Source organism: Streptomyces sp. RKAG337, assembly GCF_023701715.1.
In the GTDB taxonomy this organism is placed as follows: Bacteria; Actinomycetota; Actinomycetes; order Streptomycetales; family Streptomycetaceae; genus Actinacidiphila.
Genome location: NZ_JAJOZA010000001.1, coordinates 5330099 through 5346549, shown reverse-complemented (window position 1 = coordinate 5346549; position 16451 = coordinate 5330099). Strand labels below are relative to the sequence as shown.

At 72.0% G+C, this 16451-nt stretch carries 17 protein-coding genes; 12 read left to right on the top strand and 5 right to left on the bottom strand.

Features of this window, described 5'->3' with window-relative positions; genetic code table 11:
• The first annotated feature begins 60 nt into the window (after positions 1-60).
• From panB to LNW73_RS23660, 6 genes are all read left to right on the top strand, one after another.
• Positions 61-924, top strand: coding sequence for a 3-methyl-2-oxobutanoate hydroxymethyltransferase (gene panB / locus LNW73_RS23685; RefSeq protein ID WP_250975588.1), 864 nt, complete (start codon positions 61-63; stop codon positions 922-924).
• 136 nt (positions 925-1060) lie between these two features.
• Positions 1061-1606: a COG4315 family predicted lipoprotein gene (locus LNW73_RS36460; protein WP_308407716.1), complete on the top strand. Its 546-nt coding sequence runs from the start codon at positions 1061-1063 to the stop codon at positions 1604-1606.
• Entirely contained in the window at positions 1606-2199 is a 594-nt protein-coding gene (locus LNW73_RS23675) for a sigma-70 family RNA polymerase sigma factor (protein WP_374117233.1), read from the top strand. Before LNW73_RS36460 ends, LNW73_RS23675 begins: the two co-directional genes overlap by 1 nt.
• Positions 2196-2987: an anti-sigma factor family protein gene (locus tag LNW73_RS23670; RefSeq protein ID WP_250991280.1), complete on the top strand. Its 792-nt coding sequence runs from the start codon at positions 2196-2198 to the stop codon at positions 2985-2987. Before LNW73_RS23675 ends, LNW73_RS23670 begins: the two co-directional genes overlap by 4 nt.
• Before the next feature lie 132 nt (positions 2988-3119).
• Positions 3120-4187: an ATP-binding cassette domain-containing protein gene (locus LNW73_RS23665; RefSeq protein ID WP_250991279.1), complete on the top strand. Its 1068-nt coding sequence runs from the start codon at positions 3120-3122 to the stop codon at positions 4185-4187.
• Positions 4184-5014: an ABC transporter permease gene (locus LNW73_RS23660; RefSeq protein WP_250991278.1), complete on the top strand. Its 831-nt coding sequence runs from the start codon at positions 4184-4186 to the stop codon at positions 5012-5014. Before LNW73_RS23665 ends, LNW73_RS23660 begins: the two co-directional genes overlap by 4 nt.
• A 49-nt stretch (positions 5015-5063) precedes the next feature.
• On the opposite strand, the gene LNW73_RS36455 is transcribed toward LNW73_RS23660, so the two are convergent.
• Both LNW73_RS36455 and LNW73_RS23655 read right to left on the bottom strand, forming a co-directional pair.
• Positions 5064-5522, bottom strand: a complete 459-nt coding sequence (locus LNW73_RS36455) for a hypothetical protein (protein ID WP_308407715.1) — start codon at positions 5520-5522, stop codon at positions 5064-5066.
• Positions 5450-8425 (bottom strand): AfsR/SARP family transcriptional regulator, encoded by a 2976-nt coding sequence (locus LNW73_RS23655; RefSeq protein ID WP_308407714.1) that lies wholly within the window; start codon positions 8423-8425, stop codon positions 5450-5452. Before LNW73_RS23655 ends, LNW73_RS36455 begins: the two co-directional genes overlap by 73 nt.
• A 68-nt stretch (positions 8426-8493) precedes the next feature.
• Between LNW73_RS23655 and LNW73_RS23650 the strand changes: the two genes are divergently transcribed.
• The gene (locus tag LNW73_RS23650) at positions 8494-9264 is read left to right on the top strand and encodes a site-2 protease family protein (RefSeq protein WP_250975592.1); all 771 of its coding nucleotides are present in this window, start codon (positions 8494-8496) and stop codon (positions 9262-9264) included.
• Here the strand turns inward: LNW73_RS23650 and LNW73_RS23645 are convergent.
• Both LNW73_RS23645 and npdG read right to left on the bottom strand, forming a co-directional pair.
• Positions 9234-9434 carry a hypothetical protein gene (locus LNW73_RS23645; RefSeq protein WP_250975593.1) on the bottom strand — a complete coding sequence of 67 codons (201 nt, stop codon included), beginning with the start codon at positions 9432-9434 and terminating at the stop codon, positions 9234-9236. The two genes, LNW73_RS23650 and LNW73_RS23645, sit on opposite strands and share 31 nt — an antisense overlap.
• 89 nt (positions 9435-9523) lie before the next feature.
• A complete protein-coding gene (gene npdG, locus LNW73_RS23640; protein ID WP_250991277.1) occupies positions 9524-10285 on the bottom strand; it encodes an NADPH-dependent F420 reductase in 762 nt (253 codons plus the stop codon).
• Positions 10286-10383: 98 nt separating this feature from the next.
• Between npdG and LNW73_RS23635 the strand changes: the two genes are divergently transcribed.
• Positions 10384-11067 carry a hypothetical protein gene (locus LNW73_RS23635; protein WP_250991276.1) on the top strand — a complete coding sequence of 228 codons (684 nt, stop codon included), beginning with the start codon at positions 10384-10386 and terminating at the stop codon, positions 11065-11067.
• Between the two features lie 182 nt (positions 11068-11249).
• Positions 11250-12566: an MFS transporter gene (locus LNW73_RS23630; RefSeq protein WP_250993020.1), complete on the top strand. Its 1317-nt coding sequence runs from the start codon at positions 11250-11252 to the stop codon at positions 12564-12566.
• 76 nt (positions 12567-12642) lie between these two features.
• On the opposite strand, the gene LNW73_RS23625 is transcribed toward LNW73_RS23630, so the two are convergent.
• The gene (locus LNW73_RS23625; RefSeq protein ID WP_250991275.1) at positions 12643-12891 is read right to left on the bottom strand and encodes a hypothetical protein; all 249 of its coding nucleotides are present in this window, start codon (positions 12889-12891) and stop codon (positions 12643-12645) included.
• A 67-nt stretch (positions 12892-12958) separates the two neighbouring features.
• On the opposite strand from LNW73_RS23625, the gene map reads away from it, so the two are divergent.
• The 3 genes from map (at position 12959) to efeB (ending at position 16449) form a co-directional block, all read left to right on the top strand.
• A complete protein-coding gene (gene map / locus LNW73_RS23620) occupies positions 12959-13816 on the top strand; it encodes a type I methionyl aminopeptidase (protein ID WP_250991274.1) in 858 nt (285 codons plus the stop codon).
• A 168-nt stretch (positions 13817-13984) separates the two neighbouring features.
• A complete protein-coding gene (efeO, locus tag LNW73_RS23615; protein WP_250975597.1) occupies positions 13985-15115 on the top strand; it encodes an iron uptake system protein EfeO in 1131 nt (376 codons plus the stop codon).
• A gap of 11 nt (positions 15116-15126) precedes the next feature.
• Entirely contained in the window at positions 15127-16449 is a 1323-nt protein-coding gene (gene efeB / locus LNW73_RS23610; RefSeq protein ID WP_250991273.1) for an iron uptake transporter deferrochelatase/peroxidase subunit, read from the top strand.
• Positions 16450-16451 lie beyond the last annotated feature (2 nt).

Genomic DNA, 16451 nt, shown 5'->3' with positions numbered 1-16451 from the left:
CATGGAAGGGATCCGGGGACGCCGTCAGGGTGCCTCGAGATGACTGAAGGAGCCGTTGCCATGACGCAGATTCCGGCTGCCCAGAAGCAATCCGACAGCGTCCGCGCGCTGTACGGGGGCACGGGCACGCGCCGCATCACCGTCCGCGACATCACCGCCGCCAAGGACCGCGGCGAGAAGTGGCCGATGCTCACCGCCTACGACGCGGTGACCGCCTCCGTCTTCGACGAGGCCGGGATCCCGGTGCTGCTGGTCGGCGACTCGATGGGCAACTGCCACCTGGGCTACGACACCACCGTCCCGGTCACCATGGACCAGATGACGATGCTGTCCGCGGCCGTCGTGCGCGGCACCAGCCGTGCCCTGATCGTCGGCGACCTCACGTTCGGCTCCTACCAGGAAGGCCCGGTCCAGGCGCTGCGCAGCGCGACCCGGCTGGTCAAGGAGGCCGGGGTGCAGGCGGTCAAGCTGGAGGGCGGCGAGCGCTCGCTGGCCCAGACCGAGCTGATCGTGCAGTCCGGCATCCCCGTCATGTCGCACCTGGGCCTGACCCCGCAGTCCGTCAACGCCATGGGCTACCGGGTCCAGGGCCGCGGCGACGAGGCCGCCCACCAGCTGCTGCGCGACGCCAAGGCGGCGCAGGACGCGGGCGCCTTCGCCGTCGTCCTGGAGCTGGTGCCGGCCGGACTGGCCGCCGAGGTCACCCGGTCGCTGCACATCCCGACCATCGGCATCGGCGCCGGCCCGGAGTGCGACGCCCAGGTGCTGGTGTGGACCGACATGGCGGGCATGACCGGCGACCGCGTGCCGCGCTTCGTCAAGCAGTACGCGCAGCTGCGCTCGGCGCTCGGTGACGCGGCGAAGGCGTTCGCCGAGGACGTGACGGGCGGGGCGTACCCGGCCGAGGAGCACAGCTTCCACTAGCGGGACGGGGTAGGGCAGGGCCGTTCCGGATCCGGACGACTCGTTCGCCGGCGGGTGAGTCGTCCGGGCCCGGGATGCGTACTACAGGGTGAGCGCCGCCAGCGGCGGCGAACCCCGCACAGTACGGGAAGTCATCATGCCTATCACCCTCACCAGCAGAACGGCGGCGGCCGGAGCTTTCGCCGCCGCGGCGCTGCTGGCACTCAGCGCATGCGGATCCTCGAATTCCGGCAGCGGTGGCGACACCACCCCGCCCCCGCCGGCCTCGTCCTCGTCGACCACGGCCGGCGCGGGGCTGGCGGCGGCGCAGGACGCCAAGCTCGGCGCGATCGTCACGGACGCCCAGGGCTTCACGCTCTACCGGTTCGACAAGGACAAGGCCGCCCCGCCGACGTCCAACTGCGCCGGACAGTGCGCGGCCATCTGGCCGGCCGTCGCCGCGGTCAGCACCGTCAAGGGACTCGACCTGCACCTCGTCGGCACGGTCACCCGCCCGGACGGCAGCAAGCAGGCCACTCTCGGCGGCTGGCCGGTGTACCGCTACAGCGGTGACGCCAAGGCCGGCGACACGCATGGTCAGGGCGTCGGCGGCACCTGGTTCGCGGTGGCACCCGACGGCACGAAGGCCGGCGGTACGGCGCAGTCGCCCGCACCGTCCGATACCGGGTCGAACGGGTACTGATGCAGAACCACTCATCGCCGACACTCGCGCCGCGGCGCCGGGTACGACAGGATGCCGCCGTGGACGGGGATCCCACCGGGCCGCTCCCGGAAGAGGAATTCATGCGCGCGCTGTACCGCGAACACGCGGGCGCGCTGCTCGGCTTTGTGCTGAACCTGGTGGGTGGTGACCGGTATCTGGCGGAGGACGTCGTCCAGGAGACGCTGCTGCGGGCCTGGAAGAGCGCGGGACGGCTGGATCCGGCGGCCCGTTCGCTGCGGCCCTGGCTGGTGACCGTCGCGCGACGTATCGTGATCGACGGCCATCGCAGCCGGCAGTCCCGTCCGCCGGAGGCACCGCCGGCCGCACTCGACCAGCTGCCCGCCGAGGACGAACTCGACCGGTCGCTGCGGCTCATGACGATCTCCGACGCACTCGGCGATCTGACCGAGGCGCACCGGCAGGTGCTGATCGAGACGTATTTCGCGGGCCGTACGGTGACCGAGGCGGCGGACGAGCTGGGCGTACCGCCCGGCACGGTGCGCTCAAGGGTGTTCTACGCCCTGCGGGCGCTCAGGAACGCACTGGAGGAGAGAGGGGTGACCACCTCATGACGGAGTACGCACCCGGACCGGGGGCACCCCCCGACCCGCACCTGGACGTCGGCGCCTACCTCATCGGCGCGCTGGACGACGACGCGATGACGCGCTTCGAGCAGCACCTCGCGGGCTGCGAGGAGTGCGGACGGCAGCTGGACGAGCTGAGCGGACTCGTACCGCTCCTCGGTGAGCTGCGGCAGAGCGGCGGCGTACCGGAGCCCGTGCGGGAGTGGCCGTCCGGCGCGACGTCCGCGCGGCCGCCGGCGCAGCCGTTCCCGCAGCCGTTCCCCGAGCCCGCCGCGCAGCCCTACGCCCAGCGGACCGTACAGCCGGCCCAGCAGATCGCGACGCACCGTCCCAGGCGGCGGCCCGGCCGCAGCCGGCGGCTGGTGCTCGCACTGGCGGCCTGCGGAGTGCTGGCCCTCGGCGGCTCGGCCGTCGCGGTCCTCGTCACCCAGCAGGACAGCGGGACGCCGGCGGCGGCCGCGCAGTTCACCGCGGGCGACCCGGCGACCGGGGCCAGTGCCACGGTCGGTGTCACCGGCAAGAAGTGGGGCACCCAGGTGGACCTCAAGCTCTCCGGCGTCAACGGCCCGCTGACCTGCAGTCTGGTGGCCGTGGGCCGGGACGGCAGCCGGCAGACCGTCGCCACCTGGTCGGTTCCGGCCGCCGGGTACGGCACCACCGCGCAGCCCGAGCCGCTCACCGTCCAGGGTGCGGCGGGCCTCTCCCCCACCGACATCACCGGCTTCGACGTCGTCACCTCCTCCGGGCAGCACCTGGTCACCGTTCCGACCGCGTGACGGCCGTGTGGTCGCCGGTCCACGGGCCGGCCGATCACCGTGTCATCGCCGTGTGATCGCGGTGTCAGCCCGGTGGGGGCGGTGTCGGTGGCATGTCGGTCCGCTGTCAGTGCGGCCCGCCATGGTTGACACATGACGACGCGACAGAGTGACAAGTTGGGCGCCGCCGTCGAGGTACGGGGGCTGGTCAAGCACTATGGCGAGACGAAAGCCCTGGACGGTGTCGACCTCGACGTTCGGCAGGGCACCGTGCTCGGTGTGCTGGGGCCGAACGGGGCGGGAAAGACGACGCTGGTACGGGTGCTGTCCACCCTGATCCAGCCGGACGCGGGCAGTGCCCGGGTCGCCGGATACGACGTACTCAAGCAGCCGCGGCAGCTGCGCCGGGTGATCGGTCTGACCGGGCAGTACGCCTCGGTGGACGAGAAGCTCTCCGGCCGGGAGAACCTCTACATGATCGGGCGACTGCTCGATCTGTCCCGCAAGGACGCGCGGTCCCGCGCCGACGGGCTGCTGGAGCGGTTCTCGCTCACCGAGGCCGCCAAGCGGCCGGCGAGCGGGTACTCCGGCGGCATGCGGCGCCGGCTGGACCTCGCGGCCTCCATGATCGGCAACCCGTCGGTGCTCTATCTGGACGAGCCGACGACGGGGCTGGACCCGCGCACCCGCAACGAGGTGTGGGCCGAGGTCAAGCGGATGGTCGCCGAAGGCGCGACGGTCCTGCTGACCACGCAGTACATGGAGGAGGCCGAGCAGCTCGCCGACGAGCTGACGGTCATCGACCGCGGCCGGGTGATCGCCAACGGCCGGGTGGACGAGCTCAAGGCCAAGGTCGGCGGGCGGACCCTGCAGATCCGGCCGAGCGACACGCTGACGCTGCCCGCGATGTCGGCGGCGCTCGCCGACGCGGGTCTCGACGGGGTGGCCGGCGCCACCGTCGACCACGCGGAGGGCGTGCTCAATGTGCCGATCCTCAGTGACGAGCAACTGACCGCGGTGGTCGGGCTGCTGGGCACCCGCGGTTTCGGCATCGCCGGGATAGGGACCCATCTCCCCAGCCTGGACGAGGTGTTCCTCTCCATCACCGGCCAGAAGCCGGACCAGGACGGGCCGTCCGGCAGCGCCGGGCAGGCCGTTCCCGGCGAGCGGTCCGGGTCCGTCACCGAGAAGTCCGACGCAGAACAGGGGGTAGCGGCATGAGCGCCGCAGTCATCACCACCACCGCGCCCGCCAAGGCGCAGTCCCACGAGGGCCGGATAGGGATCCGGGCCAATCTGCGGCACATCGGGGCGCTCGCGCGCCGCAACATGCTGCAGATCAAGGAAGACCCGGAGTCGATGTTCGACGCCGTGCTGATGCCGATCATCTTCACGCTGCTGTTCGTCTTCGTCTTCGGCGGCGCGATCTCCGGCAAGGGCCATCAGCAGGAGTACGTGAACTACGTGGTCCCCGGCCTGATGGCGATGATGGGCATGAACATCTCGATGGCCGTCGGCTCCGGCGTCAACCAGGACTTCAGCACCGGTGTGATGGACCGCTTCCGCACCATGCCGATCGCCCGGTCCTCGGTGCTGATCGCCAAGATCATCGTGGAGATCGGCCGGATGCTGGTCGCCACCACGATTCTGCTGGTCATGGGGTTCATCCTGGGCCTGTCGATCTCGACGTCCGTGTTCCACCTGCTGGCCGCGGTCGCGCTCTCGATGGTCTTCGGAGCCTCACTCATGTGGATCTTCATTCTGCTCGGGCTGTCGATGAAGTCCGTGCAGGCCGTACAGGGGGTGGCCATGCTCGTTCTGATGCCGCTGCAGTTCGGATCGTCGATCTTCGCACCGACGACGACGATGCCGGGCTGGCTGCAGAGCTTCACCGATGTCAATCCGCTGTCGAACCTGGCGGACTCCGCGCGAGGCCTGATGAACGGCGGGCCCGTCGCCCACTCGGTCCTGATCACGCTGGCCTGGTCGGTCGGCATCACGCTGGTGACGGCGCCGCTGGCCATCCGCAAGTTCCGCACCAAGACCTGACCGGCACCCGCCGGCCCGGTCCGGGCCGGCACCCGTGGCAGAGCCCGGGTCAGTCCTCGGCACGCATCAGGGCGATGGTCTCCATGGCGGAGAGGCCATCGCCCTCGGCGTACGCGGCGTCGTACGCGGCATCACCGATCAGCGCCCGCAGGGCCTGCTCGGCCTCCGCCAGTTCCAGCCGCTCCAGCGGGGAGGGGGTGGTGGGCCGCAGCCGGTCGTGCGCGCCGAGGATGGTCGCGGCCCGGCCGGCGAACGCCGCCGTCTCCTGCGGGGTGGCCGCCGAGGACGCCTTGGCGACCAAGATCGCCTCCGCCACCGGCACCAGCAGCATGCCGATCCGCGGCGCGATGACCTCGGTCAGCGTGCTGCTGCCCAACTCCTCGAGCCCCTCGCGCAGCAGCGCCAGGCCCCCGTCGGGGTCGCCGCTCCGGCAGGTCAGCCAGCCCTTGATCCCGCGCAGCATCCCCTGGATGAACGTCGGGACGCCGACCGGCGGGACGGCCAGCATCTCGTCGACCAGGGCGTGGCCCTCGTCGAGGTCCCCCGGCGGGCCAGCATCGCGCAGAGCAGGACGCGCCCGTAGAAGGCGGAGCCGCCCGCGGCGGGACCGATCTCGTCGGCGTCCTCGATCGCCGCCCGGAGCATCGTCTCGCCCGCTTCGGCGTCCCCGATGTTGACGATCATGTCGGCGAGCCGCACCTTGAGCAGCGGCACCTGCTGGTGCGAACCCAGCTCCCGGGCCATCGTGATCGCCTCGCGGCAGCACTCGGCCGAGCGCTCCCACTGACCGCTGTTCGAGCACGCCTCGGCCTCGGCGGCGAGCGCCTCGGTCATCCCCCAGCGGTCGCCGACCTGCGCGAACAGCTCCCGGCTCTCCCGGACGTCGGCCATCGACTGGTCGAGCTTCTCCGTCACGTCGTTGAGCGTCTTGGCCCGGATCTGCAGGGCGAACGCCAGCTCCCAGGGCCCGCCGAACTCGCGGCAGCTCAGCACCAGGTTGTCCGCGAGCTCCGGCAGCCGCTCGAACTCCCCGGACAGGAAGGCCGCGAAGGGACTCATGAGTCCCGGCCGCCGGGCGGTCTGCGGCAGGTGCGGCGGATAGGCCTCGATGATCGCCCGGCCGATCCTGGCGACCTCGGGCTCCCCCCAACGGGTCTCCATGCCGCCTTCGTTGGTGACGAACCGCATCATCCGCACCCAGCGCCGCGCCTCGTCCAGCTGCTCCCGGCCCATCGGCGGCGGCGTCTCGAGCGGCCCGCGCTCCACCGGTTCCAGCACGGGCGGTTCGTCGAAGGGGTCGGGTCCCAGTGCCGCAACGGCGGCCGGCCAGGTCAGCTGCTCGGTGTAGTAGTTGCGCATCTCCCAGAACCAGCCGCAGGCCAGCAGCAGGTACAGCGCCTCCTGCTCGTCGCCCAGCTCGACGGCGCGGCGCAGCGCGACCCGCAGGTTCTCGTGCTCGCGCTCCACCCGTGCCAGCCACAGCAGTTGCTCGGAGCCGCGCAGCTTCGGGTCGGCGATGCGGATGTACTCGCGGAAGCAGCGCAGATGGCGGCCCTCGACGACCGCGCGCTCACCGGACTCGTCGAGCCGCTCGGCCGCGTACTCGGCGATGGTCTCCAGCATCCGGTAGCGGGCGCCGTCATCGGTGAGGTCGGCGAGGACCAGCGACTTGTCGACGAGCGACCCGAGCAGCGCCGCGGCGTCGGCGGCGTCGATCCCGTCGCCGGAGCACACCTCCTCGACGGCCTCCAGCGTCCAGCCGCCCGCGAAGACCGCGAGCCGGCGCAGCAGGCTCCGTTCCGCCGGGTCCAGCAGGTCCCAGCTCCAGTCGACGACCGCGCGCAGCGTCTGCTGGCGGGGCAGTACGGTCCTGCTGCCGCCGGTGAGCAGCCGGAACCGGTCGTCGAGCCGGTTGGCGAGCTGGCGCGGGGTGAGGCTGCGCAGCCGGGCGGCGGCCAGTTCGATGGCGAGCGGCAGCCCGTCGAGCCGGCGGCACAGTTCGGCGCACGCGACCGGGTCGTCCTCCACGGTGAACCCGGGCCGGGCGGCGGCGCCCCGGTCGGCGAGCAGCCGCAGGGCGAACGGGTCCGGCAGCGGGTCCAGCGGCCTGAGCCGTTCACCGGGGACGCCCAGCGGTTCGCGGCTGGTGGCGAGGATCGTGACGTCCGGGCAGTGCGCGAGGAGCTGCTCCGCGAGGGCGGCGGCCGCGCCGATGACGTGTTCGCAGTTGTCGAGCACCAGCAGCAGGCTGCGGCTCGCGCAGTACTCCGCGAGCATCCTGGCCGGGTCCTTGGTCTTGCCCTCCGCACCCAGCGCCTGCTCCGTCACGCTGGCGGGGTGCAGCAGCGTCTCGCGCAGGCCGAGCGAGGTGAGCACCGCCTCGGGGACCGTCCGCGGATCGCTGACCGGTGCGAGTTCCGCGTACCAGACGCCGTCGGGCCAGCGGTCGCGGAGCAGGTCGCCGGTCTCCTGCGACAGCCGGGTCTTGCCGGTGCCGCCGGGTCCGGTGAGGGTGACCAGCCGGGCCGCGGCCAGGTCCTCGCGGATCGCGTCGAGTTCGGCCGACCGGCCGACGAAGCTGGTGAGGCGGGCGCGGGCGTTGCCGGAGCGGCGGGCGGCGGCGGGCGCGGGCGGCGGCCCGGGAGCGGGCTCGGCACCCGCGGGGAGCGCCGGTTCCCGGCCACTGTCCTGCGCCGGGTTCAGCAGTTCGGTGTGCAGCGCGCGCAGTTCGGCGCTCGGGTCGGTGCCCAGCTCGTCGGCGAGGTCACGGCGGACGTCCTCGTACGCGGTGAGCGCGTCGGCGGTACGGCCGGCGTCGCGCAACGCCCGGATGTGCAGGGCGCGGAGCGACTCGTTGAGCGGATGGGCGGCGGCGAGTCCGGCGAGTTCTGGCAGCTGCTGGGCCGCGCGGCCGAGCGCGAGCCCCGCGGTGAGGCGCAACCGGACCGCCTCCAGCCGCAGTTCCTCGCAGCGCACCGCGAGCGTGTCCCGGTCGGGCAGATCGGCGAACGCCGCTCCCCGCCACAGCGCGAGGGCGTCCTCCAGCAGGTCGGAGGCCTTCACCGGGTCGCCGTCGGCCAGCGCCCGGCCGCCCTCGTCCACCAGCCGCTCGAAGCGGTGCGCGTCGACCGCCTCGGGGGCGGCGCACAGCCGGTACCCGCCGTCGGCGGAACCGATGGCGTCATGGCCGATGGCCCGGCGCAGCCGCGCGACCAGCGCCTGGAGCGCTCCGGACGCGTTCGCCGGCGGATCGTCCGCCCACAATTCGTCGATCAGGGCCTCTGCGGTTATCAGCCGCCCGGGGCGCAGGGCCAGCGCGGTCAGCAGCGCGCGCAGGCGCAGCCCCGCGAGCGGGACGGGGGTACCGTCGTCGCGGAATGCCTGAGTGGTGCCGAGGATCGCGTAACGCACGCCCCCATCTTGCCCTCAATCACGGGACAGGCTTGTAAATTACGGCCGCCCGGCGACATGATCCCCGTATGAGCAGCACAGACACCCGCAGTGACCACCGGATCAGCCCGATCTTTCTGGGGATCGCGGCGGTCATGGCCGTATCCGGCTGGGCGGTGTGGAGCGGCTTCTCGTCGAGCCCCGGCTTCGCCGTCTTCCTCTTCGTGGTCTCCGGGTGGGTCGTCTCGCTGTGCCTGCACGAATACGCCCACGCCCGCACGGCGCTGCACAGCGGGGACATCACGATAGGCGCCAAGGGTTATCTGACCCTCAACCCGCTGAAGTACACGCACGCGCTGCTCAGCATCGTGCTGCCGGTGCTCTTCGTGATCATGGGCGGCATCGGGCTGCCCGGCGGCGCGGTCTTCATCGAGCGGGGCCGGATCCAGGGGCGCTGGAAGCACAGTCTGATCTCGGCGGCCGGGCCGCTGATGAACGTGCTCTTCGCGATCGTCCTGATGCTGCCGTTCGCCTTCGGCGCGACGGACTCGTGGCCGGTCGGCTTCCTGGCGGCGTTCGCGTTCCTGGCGATGCTCCAGGTGACGGCGGCGGTGCTGAACCTGCTGCCGGTGCCGGGGCTCGACGGCTACGGGATCATCGAGCCGTGGCTGTCGTACGACTTCCGCCGGCAGGTGGAGCCGTTCGCGCAGTTCGGTCTGCTGGCGGTCTTCGGGTGCCTGTGGATCCCCGAGGTGAACGTGGCGTTCTTCGACTTCGTCTACACCGTGATGGGCTGGTTCGACGTCCCGGAGGGCGCGATCAGGTACGGCTACACGCTCTTCAGGTTCTGGTCGTCCTGAGCCCTGGCGTCGGCCTTCGCCTTGCGCACGTAGTACCAGCACATGTTGCTGGACAGGCCCGCCAGCAGGATCCAGACGATGCCGGTCCAGCTGCCGTTCGCGAAGGAGACGACGGCCGCGGCGACCGTGAGCAGGAACACGGCGAGGGCGTAGACGGCGAGGCGGGGCATGGGGAGGAGCTCCTGTCCGGAAACCGGTGACATACGGTCCTGACGATTGTCCCCCACACCCCGCCGTGCCCCACGACTCGCCCGTCGCGCTACTTCGACGACACGACCTGGACGTCGGTGACGCGCAGCCCGGCGTGGGCCTTGTAGCGGCGGTTCACCGAGATCAGGTTGGCCACCAGCGACTCGACCTGGTGCGCGTTGCGCAGCCGGCCCGCGAAGACGCCGCGCATCCCCGGGATGCGGGCGGCCAGCGCCTGGACCAGGTCGGTGTCCGCGCGGACCTCGCCCAGCACCATCACATCGGTGTCGATCTCCGCGATCTCCGGGTCGGAGAGCAGGACCGCCGACAGGTGGTGGAAGGCCGCGGTCACCCGGGACTCCGGGAGCAGCGCGGCGGCCTGCTGGGCGGCGCTGCCCTCCTCGGGCTTCAGCGCGTACGCGCCCTGCTTGTCGAAGCCCAGCGGGTTGACGCAGTCGACGACGAGCTTGCCCGCCAGGTCCGCGCGGAGCGACTCCAGGGTCTTGGCGTGCCCGTCCCACGGCACCGCCACGATCACGATGTCGCTGCGCCGGGCGCACTCCGCGTTGTCCAGGCCCTCCACGCCGAGCCCCAGCTCGTCGGCGGCGGTCTGCGCGCGTTCCGCGTTCCGCGATCCGATGATCACCTTCTGCCCGGCCTTCGCCAGCCGGTAGGCGAGCCCGCGGCCCTGGTCGCCGGTGCCGCCGAGGACGCCGACCACCAGGCCGGACACGTCCGGCAGGTCCCAGGGGTCCTTGGCCGGTGCCTTGGCGGGTGCGGGGGCGGCGGGAGCGGTCCCGGGGGTGCTGTTCACATCGTCAGGGGAAGTCATGCGGGCGATCCTGCCACGCCCCGCGAACCGCCACTCGTTACGGGGGAAGTGCGGCGAGCGGACCCGCGCTGTGCCGCCGGTCCGGCAGGATGCCCGGCATGGACGCGGTACGGGTGGCGCTGTTGCGGGAAGTACTGGCGGGGACCGAGTGGCTCCAGACCACCCGGTCCTTCGCGGGATCACTGCGGGCCTCGGTGCACCGGCGGCCCGGCGGGCTGCTGCTGGTGGGGACCCGGGGTTACGAGCCCTGGCATCTGGCGGCGCACCTGGACGACGAGGCGGCGTGGAGCGGGCTGACCGGGCTCTCCCCGACGCTGGTGCGGTTCCGGATTCCGGCGGGGGCGCCCGCGCATCTGGCCGTGGGACTGCGGCGGCTGGAGGCCGCGCGGCGCGGGGAGACGGTGTTCGTGGTCAGCCCGGAGGCGCCGGGGGCCGCGCTCCTGGAGCGGGTGGCGGACGCCCGCCGGGCCGGCGCGACGGTGCTGGCGATGGACGCCGGCGACCCCGGACTGCACGAGCTGGCGCACGACGCGCTGACCGTACCGCTGGAAGCGACAGCGGTCCGCGCTCCGGAAGCAGAGCCGGAACCGGACGCCGGGCCCCGCCCGGAAGCGGATCCGCAGAAGGAGACCGCGCCGATGGGGATGGACCTGCTGCAGCACCTGGTGGCCGCCGCGGCCGGGGAGAACAGCCTGCCGGCCGCCCGCCGTCACGGCTCGTTCCGCGACCGGCTGGCCCGGCTGGCAGATCAGCTGACGTCACCGCCGCCGGCCCGCTGGTAGCGGACCACGGCAGCGGTCCTCGAGCACCGCCCGCGAAGATCCGGACCGGGCCCAAAACCATTTGCCCCGCGCGGCCCGGAAGCGGAGCATGCAAACCCGTGAACGACAGCCTTTCCGACCCCGACCCCGACCGCGAACCCGGCCCCGACCGCGAACCCGACCCCGGTCCGCCCCCGTCCCGGCTGCGAGCGCTGCTCCCCGACCTGGCCCCGTGGCGCTCCTCCCGCGACTTCCGCCTCATGTGGATGGCCGGGGTCGTGACGGTCTTCGGTACCTTCCTCACCTTCGTCGCGCTGCCGGTGCAGATCAAGGAGCTGACCGGGTCGGCGGTCGCCGTCGGTGCGATCGGCGCCGTCGAGCTGGTGCCGCTGATCGTGTTCGGGCTGTACGGGGGCGCGCTCGCCGACGCCATGGACCGCCGGAAGCTGATCCTGTACAGCGAGGCCGCGCTCGGCCTGCTGTCGGCGCTGCTGCTGGCCAACACCCTGCTGCCGCATCCGATGGTGTGGCCGCTGTACGTGGTGGCGGCGATGTCGAGCGCCCTGACCGGGCTGCAGCGTCCGGCGCTGGACGCGATCGTGCCGCGGATCGTCGCGCACGACCAGCTGTCGGCCGCGGCGTCGCTGAACGCGCTGCGCTGGCAGGTCGGCGCCATCGCGGGACCGTCGCTCGCGGGGGTGCTCATCGCCTTCGCCGGACTGTCGTGGGCGTACGCGATCGACATCGGGACGTTCGCCGTCTCGGTCGGCCTGACCGTGGGGCTGCGGCCCTCGCCCCCGGCGCGCGACGCGGACAAGCCGTCGCTGCGCGGTATAGCGGAGGGCGCGCGCTACGCCTGGAGCCGTAAGGAACTGCTCGGCACGTACGCGATCGACATGGCGGCGATGTTCTTCGCCTTCCCCACCGCGATCTTCCCGTTCCTCGCCGACGATCTGCACGCGCCGTGGGCGCTGGGCCTGATGTACGCGGCCGGGTCGGTCGGCTCGCTCGCGGTCAGCATGACCAGCGGCTGGACGTCGCGGATCCACCGGCACGGCCGGCTGGTGGTGATCTCGGCGATCGGCTGGGGGCTGGCGATGGCGGTCGCCGGATGGATGGGGAACATCTGGCTGGTCCTGCTGATGCTGGCGGTCGCCGGCGGCTGCGACATGGTCAGTGCCCTCGGCCGGATGACGATGTGGAACCAGACGATCCCGGACGAGCTGCGCGGCCGGCTGGCCGGCATCGAGCTGCTGTCGTACTCGGTCGGGCCGCAGCTCGGCCAGGTCAGGGCCGGTGGCATGGCGGCGCTGACCAGCGCCCGTGCCTCGGTCTGGAGCGGCGGTGTGGCCTGTGTGGCGGCGGTGGGGCTGCTGGCCCTGGCCCTTCCGAAGCTGATGTCGTACGACGCCCGCACCAACGAGCACGCCGTGCGGATGCGGAAGGCCCGGGCCGCACCCGCCGCCACGCCCGCCGCGCCCGCCGGGTCGCCGGCGTCCGCGGCGGCCTCAGCGCTCTGACCCGGGGCCCGGAGTCCGCGGCCCGGTGTCCCGGGCCCGGGACACCGGGTCGCCGGGTCGCCGGGTCGCCGGGACCTCAGGGCCCGGACGGCCCGGGCTCGTCGTCCGGGCCCGCCTCCTTGTCGTGCCAGCGGGGGTCCGTCTCCCACTGGAGGTTGCGGTCGGCGGCCGTCTGCATCGCGTGCTCGGCCTCGGCGCGGGTGGCGTAGGGGCCGAACCGGTCCTTGCCCGGGCAGTCGGGCCCTTCCTCGACCTTCTTGTGCTCCAGGCAGTAGAACCATTCGCCCGGCTTGCCGGCCGGCTTCTTCGCCCTGAACAGCGCCATGACTGCCTCCTGATGTACGAGTACCTGCCGCCAGCCTGCCCGATCGCCCGCCGATACACTCGTCGGCATGTCTGGTCAGTCGCTTCTCGTTCCCGGCAAGCTCTCCCCGCCGCGCCCGGTACCCTCCTCGATCCCCCGGCCCGAGTACGTGGGCAAGCCCGCGCCCACTCCGTACACCGGGCCGGAGGTGCAGGACGCCGAAACCGTCGAGAAGATGCGGATCGCGTCGCAGATCGCCGCGCGGGCGATGGTCGAGGCCGCCAAGCACATCGCTCCGGGGGTGACGACGGACGAGCTGGACCGTGTCGCGCACGAGTACATGTGCGACCACCGCGCCTACCCGTCGGACCTCGGCTACCGGGGCTTCCCGAAGTCGCTGTGCGCGTCGATCAACGAGGTCATCTGCCACGGCATCCCGGACTCGACCGAGCTGCGCGACGGCGACATCGTGAACCTGGACGTGACCGCGTTCATCCACGGGGTGCACGGCGACACGAACGCCACGTACCTGTGCGGTGACGTCGACGACGAGTCCCGGCTGCTGGTCGAGCGCACCGAGGAGTCGCTGAACCGGGCGATCAAGGCGGTCAAGCCCGGCCGGGCGATCAATGTGATCGGGCGGGTCATCGAGTCGTACGCCAAGCGCTTCGGCTACGGGGTGGTGCGGGACTTCACCGGGCACGGCATCAACACGTCGTTCCACTCCGGTCTGATCGTGCCGCACTACGACGCCCCGCACGCCACCACCGTGATCAAGCCGGGGATGACGTTCACCATCGAGCCGATGCTCACGCTGGGCACCCACGACTACGAGATCTGGGCGGACGGCTGGACGGTGGTCACCAAGGACCGCAAGCGCACCGCCCAGTTCGAGCACACCCTGGTCGTCACCGAAACCGGCGCAGAGGTGCTCACGCTGCCCTGACGGGAGCGGGGGCGCGCCGCGACGCGCCCCCGCATGCGACCGGTGAGACCCGAATCACTGGACTTCATGCGACCCCGCGGGTACTACAAAGGCAAGGCTCAGATAAGTTAGGCCAGCCTCACCGGCCAATCCCCATCTTGAGCGTCCTTGAGCAGCCTGGAGCCACGTATGTCCGCAGCCCGTCTCTCCGTCGTCACCGCTGTCGCGGTCGTCGCCGCGCTCGCCGCTGTCAGCGGCTGCTCCGAGAAGACGGACGCCAAGGCGTCCGACGCGATCCAGGTCACCGCGACCGACGACTCCTGCAAGGTCTCGAAGACCAGCTTCCCGGCCGGGCACGTGAAGTTCGCGTTCGAGAACAAGGGCTCCAAGGTCAACGAGCTGTACGTCTACGCCCCGGGCGACAAGATCGTGACCGAGCGGGAGAACATCGGCCCCGGCACCAAGGCCGACATCTCCGCCGAGCTCAAGGCCGGCGACTACGAGGTCACCTGCAAGCCCGGGATGAAGGGCGACGGCCTGCGCACCAAGGTCAGCGCCACCGGCGCCGGCGCGCCGAAGAAGAACGACCCGCGGCTGGACACGGCCGTCGCCGAGTACCGCAAGTGGGCGCAGAGCGAGGCCGACGCCACGATCCCGAAGGTCAAGGTCTTCACCGACGCGGTCATCAAGGGCGACGTCGAGGGTGCGAAGGCGGCCTTCGCCCCGTCCCGCACCGGCTGGGAGTCCACCGAGCCGATAGCCGAGTCCTTCGGTGACATCGACCCGAAGACGGACACCCGCGAGGACGGCCTGGAGCCCGGCCAGAAGTGGACCGGCTGGCACAAGCTCGAGAAGTCCCTGTGGGTCACCAAGTCGATCTCCGCGGACGACAAGGCGCTCGCCGCGCAGCTCCTCACCGACCTCACCGGCTGGCAGAAGCGCGTCGGCACGGCGGAGATCACCCCGACCAGCATGGCCAACGGCGCCAAGGAGCTGCTGGACGAGGTCGCCACCGGCAAGGTCACCGGTGAGGAGGACCGCTACAGCCACACCGACCTGTCGGACTTCAAGGCCAACGTCGGCGGCGCGCAGAAGGCCTACGAGCTGCTCAAGCCGGTCGCCTCGCAGAACAACCCCGAGCTGGCCAAGGAACTGGACAAGCAGTTCACCGCGATCAACACGCTGCTCGACAAGTACCGGACCGGCGCCACCTTCGTCTCGTACGACACCGTGAACGCGGCCCAGCGCAAGGAGCTCTCGGACGGCGTCAACGCGCTGGCCGAGCCGCTCTCCAAGCTCGCCGCGGCCGTCGCGAAGTAACGGAGTCCCCCATGGCTGACGAGAACACCACCGAAGCGGGCGCCCCCCAGCAGGACGGGGCGGACCGGGACAGCACGGCGGAACGGGCCAGGGGCCCGGTCTCCCGGCGGGCCGTCATCGGCTGGACCGGCGCCGGCATCGCGCTCGGCGCGGCCGCCGCGGGTGGTGCCGCGGCGGCGGTGCGCACCGGCAACGACGTGCAGCCGGCCGCCTCCGCGGGCAACGTCATCGCGTTCCACGGCGCGAACCAGGCCGGTATCACCACCCCGGTCCAGGACCGGCTGCACTTCGCGGCCTTCGACGTGAAGACCGACGACCGCGCGGAACTCGTCGCGCTGCTGAAGGAGTGGACGGCGGCGGCCGCCGCGATGACGGCCGGCAAGCCGGTCGGCGCGGGCGCCGTCGGCGGTCTGCCCGAGGCCCCGCCGGACGACACCGGCGAGGCGCTCGGCCTGCCGTCCTCCCGGCTGACCATCACCGTGGGCTTCGGCCCGACGCTGTTCGAGAAGGACGGCAAGGACCGCTTCGGCCTCAAGGCGCTGCGTCCCACCGCTCTCGTCGACCTGCCGGCGTTCCCGCACGACAACCTGGACGCGACCCGCAGCGGCGGCGACATCTGCGTCCAGGCGTGCGCGGACGACCCGCAGGTGGCCGTGCACGCGATCCGCAACCTGGCGCGCATCGGCTTCGGCAAGGTCGCCGTGCGCTGGTCGCAGCTGGGCTTCGGCAAGACCTCCTCGACGACGCCGGACGAGCAGACCCCGCGCAACCTGATGGGGTTCAAGGACGGTACGCACAACGTCGCGGGCAGCGACCGGGCCACGCAGGACGAGCACGTGTGGGCGGCCACGAAGGACGGCGCCGCCTGGATGGCCGGCGGCTCCTACCTCGTCGCCCGGCGCATCCGGATGCACATAGAGACCTGGGACCGCACTCCGCTCAAGGAGCAGGAGGACATCTTCGGGCGGAACAAGGGCGAGGGCGCGCCGGCCGGCAAGCAGCGCGAGCACGACACCCCGAACCTCAAGGCGATGCTGCCGACCGCGCACGTCCGCCTGGCGCACCCGGACAGCAACTCCGGGGTGACGATCCTGCGCCGCGGCTACTCCTTCACCGACGGCACGGACGGCCTCGGCCGGCTCGACGCCGGGCTGTTCTTCCTGGCCTACCAGCGCGATGTGCGCTCCGGCTTCATCCCGGTGCAGAACCGGCTGGCCAGGACCGACGCGCTCAACGAGTACATCCAGCACGTCGGTTCCGCGCACTTCGCCTGCCCTCCCGGCGTCCGCGACAGCGCCGACTGGTGGGGCCGCGGCCTCTTCGAAGGGAAGTGACC

What these genes read in the sequence shown, in the direction of transcription:
- LNW73_RS23670 (WP_250991280.1), top strand. Translation starts at nt 2,196, where the DNA reads ATGACGGAGTACGCACCCGGACCGGGGGCACCCCCCGACCCGCACCTG.
- LNW73_RS23675 (WP_374117233.1), top strand. Translation starts at nt 1,606, where the DNA reads ATGCAGAACCACTCATCGCCGACACTCGCGCCGCGGCGCCGGGTACGA.
- LNW73_RS23660 (WP_250991278.1), top strand. Translation starts at nt 4,184, where the DNA reads ATGAGCGCCGCAGTCATCACCACCACCGCGCCCGCCAAGGCGCAGTCC.
- LNW73_RS23665 (WP_250991279.1), top strand. Translation starts at nt 3,120, where the DNA reads ATGACGACGCGACAGAGTGACAAGTTGGGCGCCGCCGTCGAGGTACGG.
- LNW73_RS23635 (WP_250991276.1), top strand. Translation starts at nt 10,384, where the DNA reads ATGGACGCGGTACGGGTGGCGCTGTTGCGGGAAGTACTGGCGGGGACC.
- npdG (WP_250991277.1), bottom strand. Translation starts at nt 10,285, where the DNA reads ATGACTTCCCCTGACGATGTGAACAGCACCCCCGGGACCGCTCCCGCC.
- LNW73_RS23625 (WP_250991275.1), bottom strand. Translation starts at nt 12,891, where the DNA reads ATGGCGCTGTTCAGGGCGAAGAAGCCGGCCGGCAAGCCGGGCGAATGG.
- LNW73_RS36455 (WP_308407715.1), bottom strand. Translation starts at nt 5,522, where the DNA reads ATGCTGGCCGTCCCGCCGGTCGGCGTCCCGACGTTCATCCAGGGGATG.
- LNW73_RS23650 (WP_250975592.1), top strand. Translation starts at nt 8,494, where the DNA reads ATGAGCAGCACAGACACCCGCAGTGACCACCGGATCAGCCCGATCTTT.
- efeO (WP_250975597.1), top strand. Translation starts at nt 13,985, where the DNA reads ATGTCCGCAGCCCGTCTCTCCGTCGTCACCGCTGTCGCGGTCGTCGCC.
- map (WP_250991274.1), top strand. Translation starts at nt 12,959, where the DNA reads ATGTCTGGTCAGTCGCTTCTCGTTCCCGGCAAGCTCTCCCCGCCGCGC.
- efeB (WP_250991273.1), top strand. Translation starts at nt 15,127, where the DNA reads ATGGCTGACGAGAACACCACCGAAGCGGGCGCCCCCCAGCAGGACGGG.
- LNW73_RS36460 (WP_308407716.1), top strand. Translation starts at nt 1,061, where the DNA reads ATGCCTATCACCCTCACCAGCAGAACGGCGGCGGCCGGAGCTTTCGCC.
- panB (WP_250975588.1), top strand. Translation starts at nt 61, where the DNA reads ATGACGCAGATTCCGGCTGCCCAGAAGCAATCCGACAGCGTCCGCGCG.
- LNW73_RS23645 (WP_250975593.1), bottom strand. Translation starts at nt 9,434, where the DNA reads ATGCCCCGCCTCGCCGTCTACGCCCTCGCCGTGTTCCTGCTCACGGTC.